Annotated in this window: 16 protein-coding genes; 9 read left to right on the forward strand and 7 right to left on the reverse strand. The window is 43.8% G+C overall.

Features of this window, described 5'->3' with window-relative positions; all coding sequences use genetic code 11:
- Genes ilvE through ilvA form a run of 3 tightly spaced genes read left to right on the forward strand, consistent with a single transcriptional unit; the run spans nucleotide 1 to nucleotide 4353 of the window.
- The gene (gene ilvE, locus AAFM34_RS04235; RefSeq protein WP_341660293.1) at nucleotides 1–924 is read left to right on the forward strand and encodes a branched-chain-amino-acid transaminase; all 924 of its coding nucleotides are present in this window, start codon (nucleotides 1–3) and stop codon (nucleotides 922–924) included.
- Nucleotides 925–957: 33 nt separating this feature from the next.
- Nucleotides 958–2799 (forward strand): dihydroxy-acid dehydratase, encoded by a 1842-nt coding sequence (gene ilvD, locus AAFM34_RS04240; RefSeq protein WP_341660295.1) that lies wholly within the window; start codon nucleotides 958–960, stop codon nucleotides 2797–2799.
- 3 nt (nucleotides 2800–2802) lie between these two features.
- Entirely contained in the window at nucleotides 2803–4353 is a 1551-nt protein-coding gene (ilvA, locus tag AAFM34_RS04245) for a threonine ammonia-lyase, biosynthetic (protein ID WP_341660297.1), read from the forward strand.
- A 37-nt stretch (nucleotides 4354–4390) separates the two neighbouring features.
- On the opposite strand, the gene AAFM34_RS04250 is transcribed toward ilvA, so the two are convergent.
- Complete coding sequence (locus tag AAFM34_RS04250; protein WP_341660299.1) at nucleotides 4391–5095, reverse strand: SDR family oxidoreductase; 705 nt, start codon at nucleotides 5093–5095, stop codon at nucleotides 4391–4393.
- Nucleotides 5096–5184: 89 nt separating this feature from the next.
- On the opposite strand from AAFM34_RS04250, the gene AAFM34_RS04255 reads away from it, so the two are divergent.
- Nucleotides 5185–5577, forward strand: coding sequence for an acyl-CoA thioesterase (locus tag AAFM34_RS04255; protein WP_341660301.1), 393 nt, complete (start codon nucleotides 5185–5187; stop codon nucleotides 5575–5577).
- Here AAFM34_RS04255 and AAFM34_RS04260 read toward each other — a convergent pair.
- Together AAFM34_RS04260 and AAFM34_RS04265 are read right to left on the reverse strand one after the other, a co-directional pair.
- The gene (locus tag AAFM34_RS04260; protein WP_341660303.1) at nucleotides 5572–5898 is read right to left on the reverse strand and encodes a hypothetical protein; all 327 of its coding nucleotides are present in this window, start codon (nucleotides 5896–5898) and stop codon (nucleotides 5572–5574) included. The genes AAFM34_RS04255 and AAFM34_RS04260 overlap by 6 nt on opposite strands.
- 160 nt (nucleotides 5899–6058) lie before the next feature.
- The gene (locus AAFM34_RS04265) at nucleotides 6059–6625 is read right to left on the reverse strand and encodes a helix-turn-helix transcriptional regulator (RefSeq protein WP_341660305.1); all 567 of its coding nucleotides are present in this window, start codon (nucleotides 6623–6625) and stop codon (nucleotides 6059–6061) included.
- A gap of 367 nt (nucleotides 6626–6992) precedes the next feature.
- On the opposite strand from AAFM34_RS04265, the gene AAFM34_RS04270 reads away from it, so the two are divergent.
- Nucleotides 6993–7973: an MDR family oxidoreductase gene (locus tag AAFM34_RS04270; protein ID WP_341660307.1), complete on the forward strand. Its 981-nt coding sequence runs from the start codon at nucleotides 6993–6995 to the stop codon at nucleotides 7971–7973.
- Between the two features lie 231 nt (nucleotides 7974–8204).
- On the opposite strand, the gene AAFM34_RS04275 is transcribed toward AAFM34_RS04270, so the two are convergent.
- Nucleotides 8205–8387: a hypothetical protein gene (locus AAFM34_RS04275; protein WP_341660309.1), complete on the reverse strand. Its 183-nt coding sequence runs from the start codon at nucleotides 8385–8387 to the stop codon at nucleotides 8205–8207.
- Nucleotides 8388–8515: 128 nt separating this feature from the next.
- Between AAFM34_RS04275 and tusA the strand changes: the two genes are divergently transcribed.
- On the forward strand, nucleotides 8516–8770 hold the full coding sequence (gene tusA / locus AAFM34_RS04280) for a sulfurtransferase TusA (protein WP_371833249.1): 255 nt from the start codon (nucleotides 8516–8518) through the stop codon (nucleotides 8768–8770).
- Nucleotides 8771–8814: 44 nt separating this feature from the next.
- Here tusA and AAFM34_RS04285 read toward each other — a convergent pair whose 3' ends face one another.
- On the reverse strand, nucleotides 8815–9057 hold the full coding sequence (locus tag AAFM34_RS04285; RefSeq protein WP_341660396.1) for a hypothetical protein: 243 nt from the start codon (nucleotides 9055–9057) through the stop codon (nucleotides 8815–8817).
- Between the two features lie 168 nt (nucleotides 9058–9225).
- A complete protein-coding gene (locus AAFM34_RS04290; RefSeq protein ID WP_341660311.1) occupies nucleotides 9226–9780 on the reverse strand; it encodes a TMEM165/GDT1 family protein in 555 nt (184 codons plus the stop codon).
- Nucleotides 9781–10249: 469 nt separating this feature from the next.
- Between AAFM34_RS04290 and glyQ the strand changes: the two genes are divergently transcribed.
- From glyQ to AAFM34_RS04305, 3 genes are all read left to right on the forward strand, one after another.
- Entirely contained in the window at nucleotides 10250–11167 is a 918-nt protein-coding gene (glyQ, locus tag AAFM34_RS04295) for a glycine--tRNA ligase subunit alpha (RefSeq protein ID WP_341660313.1), read from the forward strand.
- A 14-nt stretch (nucleotides 11168–11181) separates the two neighbouring features.
- Nucleotides 11182–13248, forward strand: coding sequence for a glycine--tRNA ligase subunit beta (gene glyS, locus AAFM34_RS04300; RefSeq protein ID WP_341660315.1), 2067 nt, complete (start codon nucleotides 11182–11184; stop codon nucleotides 13246–13248).
- A gap of 220 nt (nucleotides 13249–13468) precedes the next feature.
- Nucleotides 13469–14719 (forward strand): valine--pyruvate transaminase, encoded by a 1251-nt coding sequence (locus tag AAFM34_RS04305; RefSeq protein ID WP_341660317.1) that lies wholly within the window; start codon nucleotides 13469–13471, stop codon nucleotides 14717–14719.
- 73 nt (nucleotides 14720–14792) lie between these two features.
- On the opposite strand, the gene AAFM34_RS04310 is transcribed toward AAFM34_RS04305, so the two are convergent.
- Nucleotides 14793–15227: an Hsp20 family protein gene (locus tag AAFM34_RS04310; protein ID WP_341660319.1), complete on the reverse strand. Its 435-nt coding sequence runs from the start codon at nucleotides 15225–15227 to the stop codon at nucleotides 14793–14795.
- Between the last annotated feature and the right edge of the window lie 78 nt (nucleotides 15228–15305).

Raw genomic sequence — 15305 nt, forward strand, 5'->3', positions numbered from 1 at the left:
ATGGCTACAAAAACAGCGGAATTTATTTGGTTTAATGGTGAACTGGTTCCTTGGGACAAAGCGAATGTTCATGTTCTCACTCATGCAATGCACTACGGTACTTCTGTGTTCGAAGGCGTGCGTTGTTACAATACCCCAAAAGGTCCAATCATCTTCCGCCATCGTGAGCATGCAAAAAGGCTCAAAGATTCCGCCAAAATTTATCGTTTCCCGATTCCATATTCAGTCGATGAAATCATGGAAGCAACGCGAGAAACCGTACGTGCAAATAAATTAGATAGCGCTTACATCAGGCCGCTTGGCTTTGTCGGCAATGTTGGGCTTGGTGTTTGCCCGCCTGCAAATACAGAAATGGAATTAATCATTGCCGCTTTCCCATGGGGATCTTACCTAGGTGAAGAAGCACTGGAAAAAGGCGTTGACGCCATGATTTCCAGCTGGAACCGAGCTGCACCTAACACTATACCTACAGCAGCAAAAGCGGGTGGTAACTACCTATCATCCCTACTCGTTGGTGGTGAAGCTCGTCGCCACGGTTATGATGAAGGTATTGCGCTGAGCGTCGATGGCTACTTGTCCGAAGGGGCTGGTGAAAACATTTTCGTAATTAAAGATGGTGTCCTCACTACTCCTCCAGCAACTAGCGCGATTCTGCCAGGCATCACGCGTGATTCAATCATGACACTCGCTCGCGATAAAGGCTATCAAGTACAAGAAGCTAACATTGCTCGTGAAGCACTTTATCTCGCCGACGAAGTGTTTATGACAGGTACTGCAGCAGAGGTCGTTCCTGTTGCAACTATCGATAAGATTGAAGTCGGCAGCGGAAAACGCGGACCAATAACAAAAGAGCTCCAAGAAGCTTACTTTGGACTTTTCAACGGCACCACAGAAGATAAGTGGGGCTGGTTGGATTACGTCTAACCAAAAGACACGGCAAATTAAGGAAGTAGTAGAATGCCTAAATACAGATCAGCAACCACCACTCATGGTCGTAACATGGCGGGCGCCCGTGCTCTATGGCGTGCAACCGGCGTAAAAGATGAAGATTTTGGTAAGCCCATTATCGCTGTAGTGAACTCTTTCACTCAATTTGTACCCGGTCATGTACACCTCAAAGACATGGGCCAATTGGTCGCGGGTGAAATAGAAAAAGCAGGTGGTATCGCGAAAGAGTTCAACACAATAGCCGTTGACGATGGTATTGCCATGGGCCACGGCGGCATGTTGTACTCACTACCATCTCGTGAGCTTATTGCTGATTCAGTAGAATATATGGTGAACGCACACTGTGCTGATGCCATGGTTTGTATCTCAAACTGTGACAAAATCACACCGGGAATGCTGATGGCTTCAATGCGCCTCAACATTCCCGTTATTTTTGTTTCAGGTGGTCCAATGGAAGCGGGTAAAACCAAACTTTCAGACCAACTTATCAAGCTCGACTTAGTTGATGCCATGATTCAAGGTGCAGACCCTAAGGTATCTGATGAACAAAGCGAGCAAGTCGAACGTTCAGCGTGCCCTACCTGTGGTTCGTGCTCTGGCATGTTCACTGCAAACTCTATGAACTGTTTAACCGAAGCGCTGGGTTTATCTCAGCCTGGTAACGGGTCAATGCTTGCAACTCATGCCGATCGTGAAGCTTTGTTTATCAATGCCGGTAAGCGTATTGTCGAGCTAACTCGTCGCTACTACGAACAAGATGATGAGTCTGCATTACCACGCAACATCGCCACCTTTGACGCCTTTGAAAATGCTATGGCATTGGATATTGCAATGGGTGGCTCAACCAATACTATTCTTCACCTTCTTGCGGCAGCACAAGAAGGTGAAGTTGACTTCGATATGGACGATATTGACCGTCTATCTCGACAAGTTCCACATCTGTGTAAAGTCGCTCCATCAACACCCAAGTATCATATGGAAGATGTACACCGCGCAGGCGGTGTAATGGCGATCCTAGGTGAATTAGACCGAGCAGGTCTGTTGCACAATGATGCGCGAACTGTGCTCGGACTCTCGATGAAAGAGCAGCTTGCTAAATACGACATCATGCAAACTGAAGATGCTGATGTACTTAAGTTTTACCGAGCTGGACCTGCTGGCATTCGCACGACCAAAGCCTTTTCTCAAGATTGTCGCTGGGATCGCCTCGACGATGATCGTGTCGATGGCTGTATTCGCACCAAAGACAATGCCTTTAGCCAAGAAGGCGGACTTGCCGTTTTATCCGGTAACATTGCCCTTGATGGCTGCATTGTCAAAACCGCGGGCGTCGATGAAAGTATTCTCAAATTCACAGGACCTGCAGTCGTTTTTGAGAGCCAAGAAGATGCGGTTGAAGGCATTCTTGGTGGCAAGGTAAAAGCAGGGGATGTGGTCATCATTCGCTACGAAGGCCCTAAGGGTGGCCCAGGTATGCAAGAGATGCTTTACCCAACCACTTATCTAAAGTCTATGGGGCTTGGCAAAGAATGCGCACTACTGACTGATGGGCGCTTCTCTGGTGGTACATCAGGGTTATCCATTGGACACGCCTCACCTGAAGCGGCTAATGGAGGTGCAATTGGCCTAGTTAAGCAGGGCGACATGATTGCGATTGATATTCCCAATCGCTCAATCTCACTAGAGGTCTCCGAGCAAGAGCTTGCCGAGCGCAGAGCTAAACAAGACGAGCTAGGTTGGAAACCCGTAGATCGTCAGCGTGAAGTTTCTTTTGCCCTAAAAGCATATGCGAGTATGGCAACCAGTGCTGACAAAGGTGCAGTGCGAGATAAGTCTAAGCTCGAGGACTAGCTTATGGCAGCATGTGAATTTTCAGGGAAAGAGAACCAGACTGGCGCAGATTACTTGCGCCAGATCCTAAGAGCGCCAGTCTATGAAGCTGCAACAGTAACGCCATTACAAGCTATGCCACGCTTGAGTGAGCGTATTGGGAATAAGGTGCAGATCAAACGAGAAGACCGCCAGCCTGTTCATTCTTTTAAGTTGCGCGGCGCCTACAACATGGTTGCCAGCTTATCAGAAGAGCAGAAAGCTGCCGGGGTGATTGCCGCCTCAGCTGGTAATCACGCGCAAGGCATGGCGTTATCAGGTACTAAGCTCGGCATAAAAACCACCATTGTCATGCCAAAAACAACCCCAGACATCAAAGTCGATGCTGTGCGCAGTTTTGGTGGACAGGTTGTCTTACACGGCAATAATTTCGATGAAGCGAAAGCAGAAGCGGAACGGTTAGCCAAGCAACATGGTTATACCTTTGTTCCCCCCTTCGATCACCCACTAGTGATTGCAGGCCAAGGGACAATTGGGATGGAGATGCTGCAGCAAAATGGCCACCTCGATCATATCTTTGTACCTGTTGGTGGCGGTGGTTTGGCAGCCGGTGTGGCTGTGCTTGTTAAGCAATTGATGCCAGAAATCAAAGTTATCGCTGTTGAGCCTGAAGATTCTGCCTGCCTTAAAGCAGCGCTTGATGCAGGTGAGCCCGTGGTTATTGATCAAGTCAGTATGTTTGCTGATGGCGTTGCGGTAAAACGTATTGGCGATGAAACATTTAGACTCTGTCAGCAATATCTTGATGGGCATGTTACTGTCTCTAGTGATGAAATTTGCGCCGCAGTCAAAGATATCTTCGAGGATACCCGTGCGATTGCTGAACCTTCTGGCGCACTGGCTCTTGCAGGCCTTAAAAAGTACAGTGAGCAAAACAAACTCGAAAATTGTAGCCTTGGCACAGTGCTATCTGGTGCTAATACTAACTTCCATGGTCTGCGCTATGTTTCAGAACGTTGTGAACTTGGTGAAAAACGTGAAGGCTTACTGGCTGTAACCATTCCCGAACGTCAAGGGGCCTTTTTTGAGTTTTGTCATCTCATTGGTGGGCGTGCGGTGACTGAGTTCAACTACCGCTATAACGACGATGCATTAGCAAATATATTTGTCGGTGTGCGCCTTCAAGGCGGTCAAGAAGAGCTAGAGCACATCATCCATGACCTGCGTGAAGGTGGGTATCCTGTGGTAGATTTATCGGAGGATGAAATGGCTAAGCTACACATTCGCTATATGATTGGAGGCAGGCCATCAAAGCAATTGAAAGAACGTCTCTACAGCTTCGAGTTCCCTGAGTATCCTGGTGCACTACTCAAGTTCCTCAGCACTCTTGGGACCCATTGGAATATCAGCTTATTCAACTACCGCAACCATGGCGCCGACTACGGCCGTGTGCTGTGTGGCTTTGAGCTTGATGAATCCGATCTTTCACGCTTTTCCTCTCATTTGAGAGAACTTGGCTATCAATGTAAAGACGAAACCGATAATCCATCTTATAAGTTCTTTTTATCCTCCTAACAAAGACTAGGGGCTAGACTTGTTCTGCCCCTAACTTCTATGGTTTCATCAATAGTCCGCCATTAGTCTGAATCACCTCACCCGTGATATTCGCTTGATTGGTGAGCATCAAAATACTTTGCGCAATCTCTTCTGGCGACGCAACGGAGCGAGTCGGGATCTGAGACTTCAGCTGCTCTGCATTGGCAAGACCTTTAATCATATCAGTATCAACAAAACCTGCTGCAATGCAGTTTACCGTCACTCCCTTATGGGCATATTCAAGAGCAGTAACACGACTAAAGGCCTCTAAGCCTGCTTTCGCTGCGGCGTAACTAGCGAACCCTTTTTGAGGGAGTGAACTTAGAATACTCGACACACTCACAATGCGCCCATATTGCTGACAGGACATATGACCAACAAACTTTTGGGTCAAAAAAAACGCCGCGCGCAAATTGACACTCAATGTTTCATCAAAATCTTGCAAACAAGTTTTAGCTAAAGGGGATAGGTGAGCAACCCCCGCATTATTAATCAAGATATCAGGCAATAAATTGTCAGATTTAAGCTGCTGATATAAACTTTCGATACTATCAATCTTGGTCATTTCAAGCTCGTAGGCCTCAATACCTTGATCACGCAGCCTCATACGATCTTCAGACTGACGAGCCGTACCCAATACACGATACCCCTCATCTCTAAATGCAATGGCGGTTGCGTAGCCAATTCCACGATTAGCCCCCGTTACTAGAACTGTTTTCATAGCGTCTCCGATGCAAACTTTAAAAGTATTTTATTGTCATAAAATTTAATATCAATTAGGCTAACCTACCATAACTTAGGAGATTAATAATGTTTGAGATACAAATACCTGTTAGATTTCTCGATATGAATGCCGGTCAACATGTTTCACTACATAAAATAATTGACTACTCAATCGAAGCAATAAGTCTATTCTTCATTAATAAGGGGCATTGTATAAATTCGTTTTTTAAAAAGTCTTTTATCGTATCAAAAACAAGCATAAATTGTAAAAAAGAAATACTATATCCTAATCAGCTGACCATTACCCTCACCCCAAAAAAAGTTAGAGATAAGAGCTTTTATTTTGACATTAGTATCAAAGACGAGTGCGAAATCTTATGCGCGACCGTGAATTTTGTCGGTGCTTTTTTAGATAAAAAAAAACAAGCTTGTTATATTAGCGATGAAATGACATCAACATTACTTGATTCTAAATTATAGCTTAATATTCTTTCTAAAAGATGACAAGCAATCTTCTATTACCTTATGGTTTTTTGCAATGTTATAGCCAAAATATTTATCATCAGCCTCACCGGCAATTACAAATGACTCCCTTATCTCTCCACTTTTAATTGCTAAGCCTAAACCATGCCCGATATTATGAGACATCCTTAAATCCATTACATCACGTTCCTCTCCAGTTTTGTGTGCAACCGCATCCCAGAGAGAAAAAACATGATTATGAGTTCTAATAGCCTCAAAAGCATTCTTGTATATTGGGCATATATTAATAAGCTCCTCTTTTAAAAAATCTCCTGCCAACTTTGAGAAGATGAAAAGTAGAATTTTTTGTCACCTAGCTCGATCATATATGTTAAATAGTTGCATTTTATTTTTTTATTCAAATCATAATATAGTTGAGCTATGTTATTTATATCACCTAAACTCACACTCTTAATTACTGATTTTTCGTTAATAATGGTCATAAGTTTTTTCTTATCCATATAATATCATAAGATTCTAAAACATTACTCGAAGGTAGGTTTATCAATTCTCCATCACCTGTTCGGTAAATAAAAAAATCATCAAAAAATGAACCTTCCAATATACTGAAGCCTTTATCTTTAATTTTGATCACTCTTATCTTTGTTTTATCTTTATCATCATCATTTTTAACAGCACCTACAAAATCCCCCACATTAATATAAGGTGGAAAGTAAGTATCAGATGATAATATAATGCTATTAGAATGACTCTCTCGAAAAAAATTAGCTTCGTTAACTGCGGAAAGGTTTCTAAGCATATTATTTTGCTTGGAAGGGGTAATTCCCTCTCCATTAACAACCCAATCAAACGATACATTTACACTTTGATTTCGATAAAACTGCACAAGATTAGCCAAGTAATGAATACTGATCTTGGACTGGTTATTTTCAAAAGTAGACAAAGACGAAGCTTTCAATACCCCGAGCGAAATTTGTTCAACTTCTTTACGACTTAAACCAGATACCTCGCGTATCTGTCTCAATCGGTAGGCAATATCTTTCACTTATGACTCCATCTTAAGAATATCCTTTCTTATAAAACAAAACCTGTTGCATATAAATATCATTTCCAATAGAGTTACTCGTGGTCAAAAAACTCTATTGGAGTTTTTTTGTCAATTGTTGTTGCTTTTTGATAACTGCGAAGTGGGGAGCTTCTAGCCTCCCATAACAAATAGATGAGCACTTAAGCTCCACCTTAAATCTCCAGCTATCTATGCCCCTCTATTTATCAGTGGGGCTTTTTTAGTAATACTCCACTAGAATATCCATAAGTAAAAAACCTTGGACGAAAGTTTCATTTCAGTCATCTACCTTTTGGATCTAAACTCAAAGCCCAACAAAACTCTTGCTTGGTTGTGGAGACCATTTATGTTTAGCGCACTCGTTTTAAGACAAGAACAAAACCAAACTCTCGCTGGTATTGACAAGATAGACGAAAGTCAATTGCCACATGGTGATGTATTAATTGATGTTGATTACTCATCTCTCAATTATAAAGACGGCTTAGCCATCACTGGAAAAGGTAAAATCATCCGTAACTTCCCTATGGTGCCTGGCATAGATCTCTCTGGCACAGTTGCTCATTCGGATAATGATCGCTTCCTAGTCGGTGATAAAGTCGTATTAACAGGATGGGGAGTAGGCGAAAATCACTGGGGAGGTTTGGCTCAGCGCGCTCGTCTACAATCAGATTGGCTTGTTCCCTTACCCGAAGGCCTTAGCAGTAAACAGGCAATGATGATAGGTACTGCGGGCTTAACGGCCATGCTATGTGTTGAGGCTCTCATCGACGCAGGAATTCAACCAGACTCTGGGGACATTCTGGTTACAGGTGCAAGCGGTGGTGTGGGCTCTGTGGCAATAACCCTACTCTCTCAGCTTGGCTACCAAGTCTACGCAGTAACTGGTCGTATCGAACAAAACGGTCCTCTGCTGGAGAAGCTTGGTGCGAAGCGTATAATCGACCGTTCAGAATTTGAACAAGCGGCACGCCCACTAGAAAAACAAGTTTGGGCAGGTGCCATAGACACTGTTGGTAGTAAGGTATTAGCAAAAGTTTTATCCCAAATGGACTACAACGGAGCTGTAGCAGCCTGTGGGCTCGCGGGAGGTTTCGATTTACCCAGCACAGTTATGCCATTTATTCTTCGCAACGTGCGCCTACAAGGTATCGATTCAGTCATGTGCCCAACAGAAAAACGCATTCAGGCTTGGAATAAGCTCGCCAAACTATTACCACAAAGCTACTTCGAGCAAGCCTGTACAGAAATTAAGTTAGAACAAGCGCCAAACTACGCAGAAGACATCACTAACGGAAAGGTTACTGGGCGAGTTGTGATTAAACTCTAACAGTGAAACAACTGAGAGTCAGTCACAATTTGACTGACTCAGCAAAGGCTCTGTTTGTTTGGGCTTGATACTAATCCCGAGCTGCGATGATATATACTGGCTAGAAGATAAACCAGCAAACGACTTTTAAGCTGTCATAATATTTAGATAAAAAAATCCCGCCTTTCAGCGGGGAAGCCCAAGAAAAAATGGGGATAGTATCGGAATGTAACTGGCGCTTTTACCAAGCTCTTAACCTTGGCGATGTTCGGAAGACTCTTGCCAACAACGCGTCTCAAACCAAATACCAAAGACTGTCGCGACCATTCCAGCTATGGGTAATAGTGAGACCTCGTATGAAGGACGAAGCACAAGAGCGCAAAAGCACATAAAGCAAAGCACGGAGTATATTGTTAATCGATCAAGCTCATTCATAAGCAACCCCCGCACACAATGTTATCAAGTTGTTAACTACGTTAAATCAATTCGTGCCGTTTGCCAAGAGGTTATTGAATATTTTTTCTCCGCCAGTATCATCTAGTCCCTTAAAGTTAACTTGAGATATGACCACAATGTTCAATGTAGAGCAGGCAGACAAAATACTGGACGCTGAAGGAATGCGCTGTCCAGAGCCAGTAATGATGGTCAGGAAGACGATCCGCAATATGAAAGACGGTGAGATATTACTTGTGACCGCTGACGACCCTTCCACCACCAGAGATATACCAAGCTTTTGCCGATTTATGGATCATCAACTAATCGATTCACAAACCGAGCAGCTTCCCTATCAATACCTGATCAGAAAAGGGATTAAATAGATACAAAAACCTTTTATTAGCGGCTTTCTTTTGTTCCTAGACTGTTACTTTAGCTTCGAATGTAACTGATCGACTTGCTCTTTCATTTGGCGCATCTCTTCCTGTAAAGGCAGGATATGCGCAACCCTGATCCAAGCCTCAACAGTCAGGGCAGTTAGAACAAACGAGCCTGCAACGATTGGCAGCCACATGTCTGTCAGCGCCATTGCCAGCAAACACAGTATCAAACCAAAGCTAAATAGGTAACTCTGACTTTTGGGGGATATCCCCATATAACGTGTCAGCATAATATTGACCTCTCGTGTAGTTTGGAGAAGATTCATGAGAATTTCATAACACTTTGAGTAACATCATTCTCGTAGCCAACATAGCATGACCATGGTTTAACTGGTGTGTCACTGGTCACGCCCTAATACAAGACACTACCAATATACTCCTTATTAAAGCCGAACAAATTAGAGAACCAAACTGCTTACTGCCAATCCAACAAATAACATAGCTGTTACTTTACGAATCATATCAAGCGGTAACCTGCCCGCAGACATGCGGCCAATAAAAACAACCGGTATATTCGCCAGCAACATACCTATTGTTGTTCCCGCAATGACAAAAATTAATGCCTGGGCATATTGGGCTCCAAGAATAGACGTCGCTATTTGAGTTTTATCCCCTATTTCAGCAACAAAAAAAGCCAGAAAGCTGGTTAGAAAAGCGCCGCGATTTTTCATGCTACTGTCTTCATCTAGCTTGTCTGGAATAACAATCCAAAGCGCCATCACAAGGAAGCTAGCAAACAAAGTCCATTTTAAAATATTAGCGGGCATATGATCAGCGACAACCACGCCTAACCAAGCTGCCAAGGCATGATTAACCAATGTTGCTAACGAGATAGCAATGATAATAGGAATAGGCTTTTGATATCGGCTGGCAAGCAGCAGGGATAATAACTGGGTTTTGTCGCCTATTTCGGCTAGGGCAACAGTGGTAATTGAAATAGCTAAAACGCTCACAACATGCTCAATGGGGCAGGGATTATAATTTTAACCTAAGATAAACCCCGTGCCCCACCCCGGTTCACGATGTTTATCTAAGGTCTTGCTAAACTCATCAGGCGATGAATCTCGGACGCCATGGTGATTTTGCACCAATTATGTTGACGAACGAACCGACAAATTTTTCATCGGTAAGCTACTCCCCAAAGATGGCCAAATTCTAAAGAGCATAGCCCAAAATCACAAGTCAGATTTTCATCAAAAAATAAGTTTTATTAAAAATAGCAACAATAAGCACCTTAAATTCTATTAAATCGCACTTTTGATTACCAATTAAGCAAGATTACCTCTACTCCCATAGCCCAGTTATGGGTATACTTGATTGTTATTTTTTCAACCCTAGTTACTTTGAATCGCACTTTTTGCCTAAAAAGGCAACGAAGCAGGCGAAAATACAAGTAATCACAGAATTGCGCGAACCTGACTTATGCACAAATACGATACCAAAACCTTCCAAGGAATGATCCTCGCGCTGCAGGATTATTGGGCTCAAAATGGTTGCACTATTGTTCAACCACTTGATATGGAGGTTGGCGCTGGCACATCGCATCCAATGACCTGTTTGCGAGCGCTTGGCCCAGAGCCCATGTCAACAGCTTACGTACAACCTTCTCGTCGTCCAACGGATGGTCGTTATGGTGAAAACCCTAACCGCCTACAGCACTACTACCAATTTCAAGTCGCGCTTAAGCCATCCCCAGATAATATTCAAGAATTGTACTTAGGCTCTCTAGAAGTTCTTGGTGTCGACCCGCTAGTACATGACATTCGCTTCGTAGAAGATAACTGGGAAAATCCAACACTAGGTGCTTGGGGACTAGGTTGGGAAGTCTGGCTAAATGGTATGGAGATCTCTCAGTTTACTTACTTCCAGCAAGTGGGTGGACTTGAGTGTAAACCTGTTACTGGTGAGATAACGTACGGCATTGAACGCCTTGCTATGTATATTCAAGAGGTCGATTCTGTCTACGATTTAGTATGGAACAAAGGACCAGATGGCAGCGTTGTCACCTATGGTGACATTTTCCATCAAAATGAAGTAGAGCAATCTACCTATAACTTCGAACATGCTGATGTTGATTTCTTATTTAGCTTCTTTGAGCAGTGCGAAAAAGAATGCCGTGAGTTACTTGAGCTTGAAAAGCCATTGCCGCTTCCTGCCTATGAACGCATCTTAAAAGCAGGCCATGCATTCAACTTGCTTGATGCCCGCAAAGCAATTTCAGTAACAGAACGTCAGCGCTATATTCTGCGTATTCGCAACCTGACCAAGTCAGTTGCTGAAGCATACTATGCATCTCGTGAAGCGCTTGGCTTCCCAATGTGTAAGAAAGAACAGGCGTAAGGGATAAGAGTAACATGGCAAAAGAATTTCTAATCGAACTTGGTACAGAAGAACTTCCACCAACACAGCTTCGTACACTGGCTGAAGCCTTCGCTGCAAATTTTGAATCCGAGCTGCAAAGCGCTGAGCTTGCTCACCAAGGTATCAAGTGGTTTGCTGCACCTAGACGCCTTGCGCTTAAAGTCACTGAGCTAGAAGAAAGCCAAGCAGATAAGATTGTTGAAAAACGTGGCCCTGCTATCACAGCGGCTTTTGATGCAGAAGGCAACCCAACCAAAGCCGCTCAAGGCTGGGCTCGTGGCTGTGGAATAGCGGTAGAGCAAGCCGAACGCATGGTGACAGACAAAGGTGAATGGCTGCTGTTCAAGCAAGAGGTCAAAGGTAAGCAAACGAGTGAAATCATAGTCAATCTTGCTTCAAAAGCGCTCGCCAACCTTCCGATTGCAAAACCAATGCGTTGGGGTAACAAAACCACTCAGTTTATCCGTCCAGTAAAAACCTTGACCATACTAATGGGCTCTGAGTTGATCGAAGGTGAAATACTTGGTGTCGCGTCTGGGCGTAGCATTCGGGGCCATCGCTTTATGGGTGAGCAAGTGTTCAGTATCGAGTCTGCTGAGCAATACCCTGAGATATTGCAAGAGCGCGGTAAAGTTATGGCTGACTACGAGGCTCGTAAACAGATTATCATTGCCGAGGCACAAAAAGCGGCATCAGCAGTTGGCGGCATCGCCGATCTCGAAGATGACCTAGTCGAAGAAGTGACATCTCTGGTTGAATGGCCTGTCGTATTAACAGCCAAATTTGAACAAGAATTCCTAAAAGTACCTTCTGAAGCTCTGGTTTACACCATGAAAGGCGACCAGAAGTATTTCCCTGTTTACGATCAAAACAAGAAGCTTCTACCCAACTTCATCTTCGTATCAAACATTGAGTCGAAAGAGCCTAAGTACGTCATCGAAGGTAACGAAAAGGTCGTTCGCCCTCGCCTAGCAGACGCAGAGTTTTTCTTTAACACTGACAGAAAACGTCCTCTTATCGACCGTCTACCTGAACTAGAGCAAGCCATCTTCCAAAAACAGCTCGGTACGATTAAAGATAAAACCGATCGTATTACCGCATTAGCTGGTTATATCGCTGAGCAAATCGGTGCGGACGTTGAAAAATCAAAACGGGCAGGCCTACTAGCTAAGTGTGATCTAATGACATCCATGGTGTTTGAGTTTACCGACACTCAAGGAGTCATGGGCATGCACTATGCAAGGCACGATGGAGAAGCGGAAGAAGTCGCTGTAGCACTGAATGAACAATATATGCCGCGCTTCGCTGGTGATACTTTACCATCACACGGCGTGTCCACTGCTGTTGCTATCGCAGATAAGCTTGACACCATAGTGGGTATTTTTGGCATTGGACAAGCGCCAAAAGGAAGCGATCCATTTGCTTTGCGCCGTGCATCTTTGGGAGTCCTGCGTATTATCGTTGAAAATGGCTACCATCTGGATCTGACCGATCTTATTGCAAAAGCCAAATCCCTATTCGGCGATAAATTAACCAATGCAACTGTTGAAGATGATGTGGTCGAGTTCATGCTTGGTCGTTTTAACGCTTGGTATAAAGATGAAGGATTCAGCGTAGACATTATTCAGGCCGTTCTAGCACGCCGCCCTACCAAACCAGCAGACTTCGACAGACGCGTAAAAGCGGTTTCCCACTTCCGAGAGCTTGAAGCCGCAGAAGCGCTTGCTGCTGCTAACAAGCGAGTGGGCAACATACTGGCTAAGTTTGACGGTAAGCTTGCAGAATCTATTGATCTTGCTCTTCTTCAAGAAGATGCCGAAAAAGCGCTGGCTGAAAACGTTGAAGTCATGGCAGAAGCTCTAGAGCCAGCCTTTGCAACTGGCAACTACCAAGAAGCATTGAGCAAACTCGCGGACTTACGAGAGCCTGTCGATGCTTTCTTTGATAATGTCATGGTCATGGCTGATGATGAAGCCTTGAAAAAGAACCGTCTTACTCTTCTGAATAAGTTGAGAAACCTGTTCCTACAAATCGCAGATATTTCACTTCTTCAAAAGTAAAACATGCAACAATAGACATGTGATAAAGCCCAACTTATCAAAGTTGGGCTTTATTTTTTACACGACCAAATTTTGTCCTTTGCCTCACGATCACATTAAGGTATGTTCAAGGATTGCCTGAACATTGACAGTCAATTAGTCTTGCGCAAGGAGACCTTACTGACCTCTGGTTTTAGCAATTAATATAAAAACAATCACAACACATCAGGTATAACGACAAATGCAATTCTCTAAGTTTGGTGAAAAGTTTAACCAATATTCCGGAATAACTCGTCTCATGGATGACTTAAACGATGGCCTGCGCACTCCTGGTGCCATGATGCTTGGAGGAGGCAACCCTGCAGCCATTCCCGCAATGCTCGATTACTTTCAACAAGCTAGTGAGAAAATGCTCTCAAATGGAGAGCTTGTCGCCGCTCTGACCAACTATGACGGCCCTCAAGGGAAAAATACGTTTATTACCGCGTTAGCAGATCTGCTCAAAAAAACCTATGGCTGGGATATTAGTGCTAAAAACATCAGCCTTACCAACGGCAGCCAAAGTGGCTTTTTTTACCTATTTAACTTACTGGCAGGCCAGCAACCTGACGGCTCACATAAGAAAATTCTCTTACCTTTAGCACCAGAGTACATAGGTTATGGCGACGCAGGTGTTGATGAGAATATTTTTGTTTCATACCAACCGGATATTGAAATTCTCGATAATGGCCTTTTCAAATACCATGTGAATTTTGAAGAACTTAAAGTCGATGAGTCTGTCGCTGCTATTTGCGCATCACGGCCGACAAACCCCACAGGTAATGTTCTCACTGATGAAGAAATAGAGAAGCTAGATCAAATCGCTCGTGACAACAATATTCCACTTTTGATAGACAACGCCTATGGGCTGCCCTTCCCCAATATTATTTTTGAGGATGTAAAACCATTTTGGAATGAAAATACCATTTTGTGTATGAGTCTATCGAAACTTGGGCTGCCCGGAATACGCTGTGGAATTGTGATTGCGAGCGAAGAAATCACTCAAGCTCTCACCAATATGAATGGCATCATTAGCCTAGCGCCTGGTAGTTTGGGCCCGGCTCTTGGGTATCATATGATCGAAAATGATGACCTACTCAAGCTTAGCACTGAGGTTATCAAACCTTTCTACCAACAAAAATCACAGCGAGCAGTAGAGCTACTGCAAAGGGAAATAACCGATCCTCGCTTTAGAATCCATAAACCCGAAGGCGCGATTTTCCTTTGGCTTTGGTTTGATGAACTACCGATAACTACCATGGAACTCTATCAAAGATTAAAAGCGCGAGGCGTTCTTATTGTTCCGGGCGAGTACTTCTTTATTGGTCAAGAAGATGATTGGGAACATGCCCACCAATGTTTGCGCATGAACTATGTGCAAGACGATGACATGATGCAAAAAGGCATCAGAATTATTGCTGAAGAAGTAGGCAAAGCCTACCAACAAAAGTAACGATTGATGATCGCAACAAAAAAGAGCGCCTATGGCGCTCTTTCACTCTTTATCTAACAGCAACTTTGTAGTTTTAGCCCTCAATAAGCTTTTTACCATTGATGGCTATGGTGCGCGGTTGCATAGCTTCTGGTATTTCTCTTTCCAGCTCTATATGCAAAAGCCCATTTTCCATACTGGCACCAACTACTTTTACATAATCGGCCAACTGGAACTTGCGTTCAAAGTCACGCTCAGCGATCCCCTGATACACATAGTTTTTGCTTTCTTCCTCTTTACGTTCACCTTTAACGATCAAGGTATTCTCTTTCTGAGTCAGCTCTAGCTGCTCTTCAGAAAAACCTGCAACTGCCATAGTAATACGGTAGTTGTTTTCGTCTTTTTGTTCGATGTTATAAGGAGGGTAACCGCCAGAAGTGTTTTTCGCGGATGTTGCTTCCATCATATTAAACAAACGATCGAAGCCAATTGCGTTACGGTATAAAGGAGTGAAATCTACAGTTCTCATAATGCTATCCTCATTTTAAGCGATAGTCTTAGCCGTGAGTTTGCGCGGATCTATCTCGTACAGGCCCTTGCCGACTAA

The sequence above is a fragment of the Vibrio sp. genome (assembly GCF_038138445.1).
Classification (GTDB): Bacteria; Pseudomonadota; Gammaproteobacteria; order Enterobacterales; family Vibrionaceae; genus Vibrio.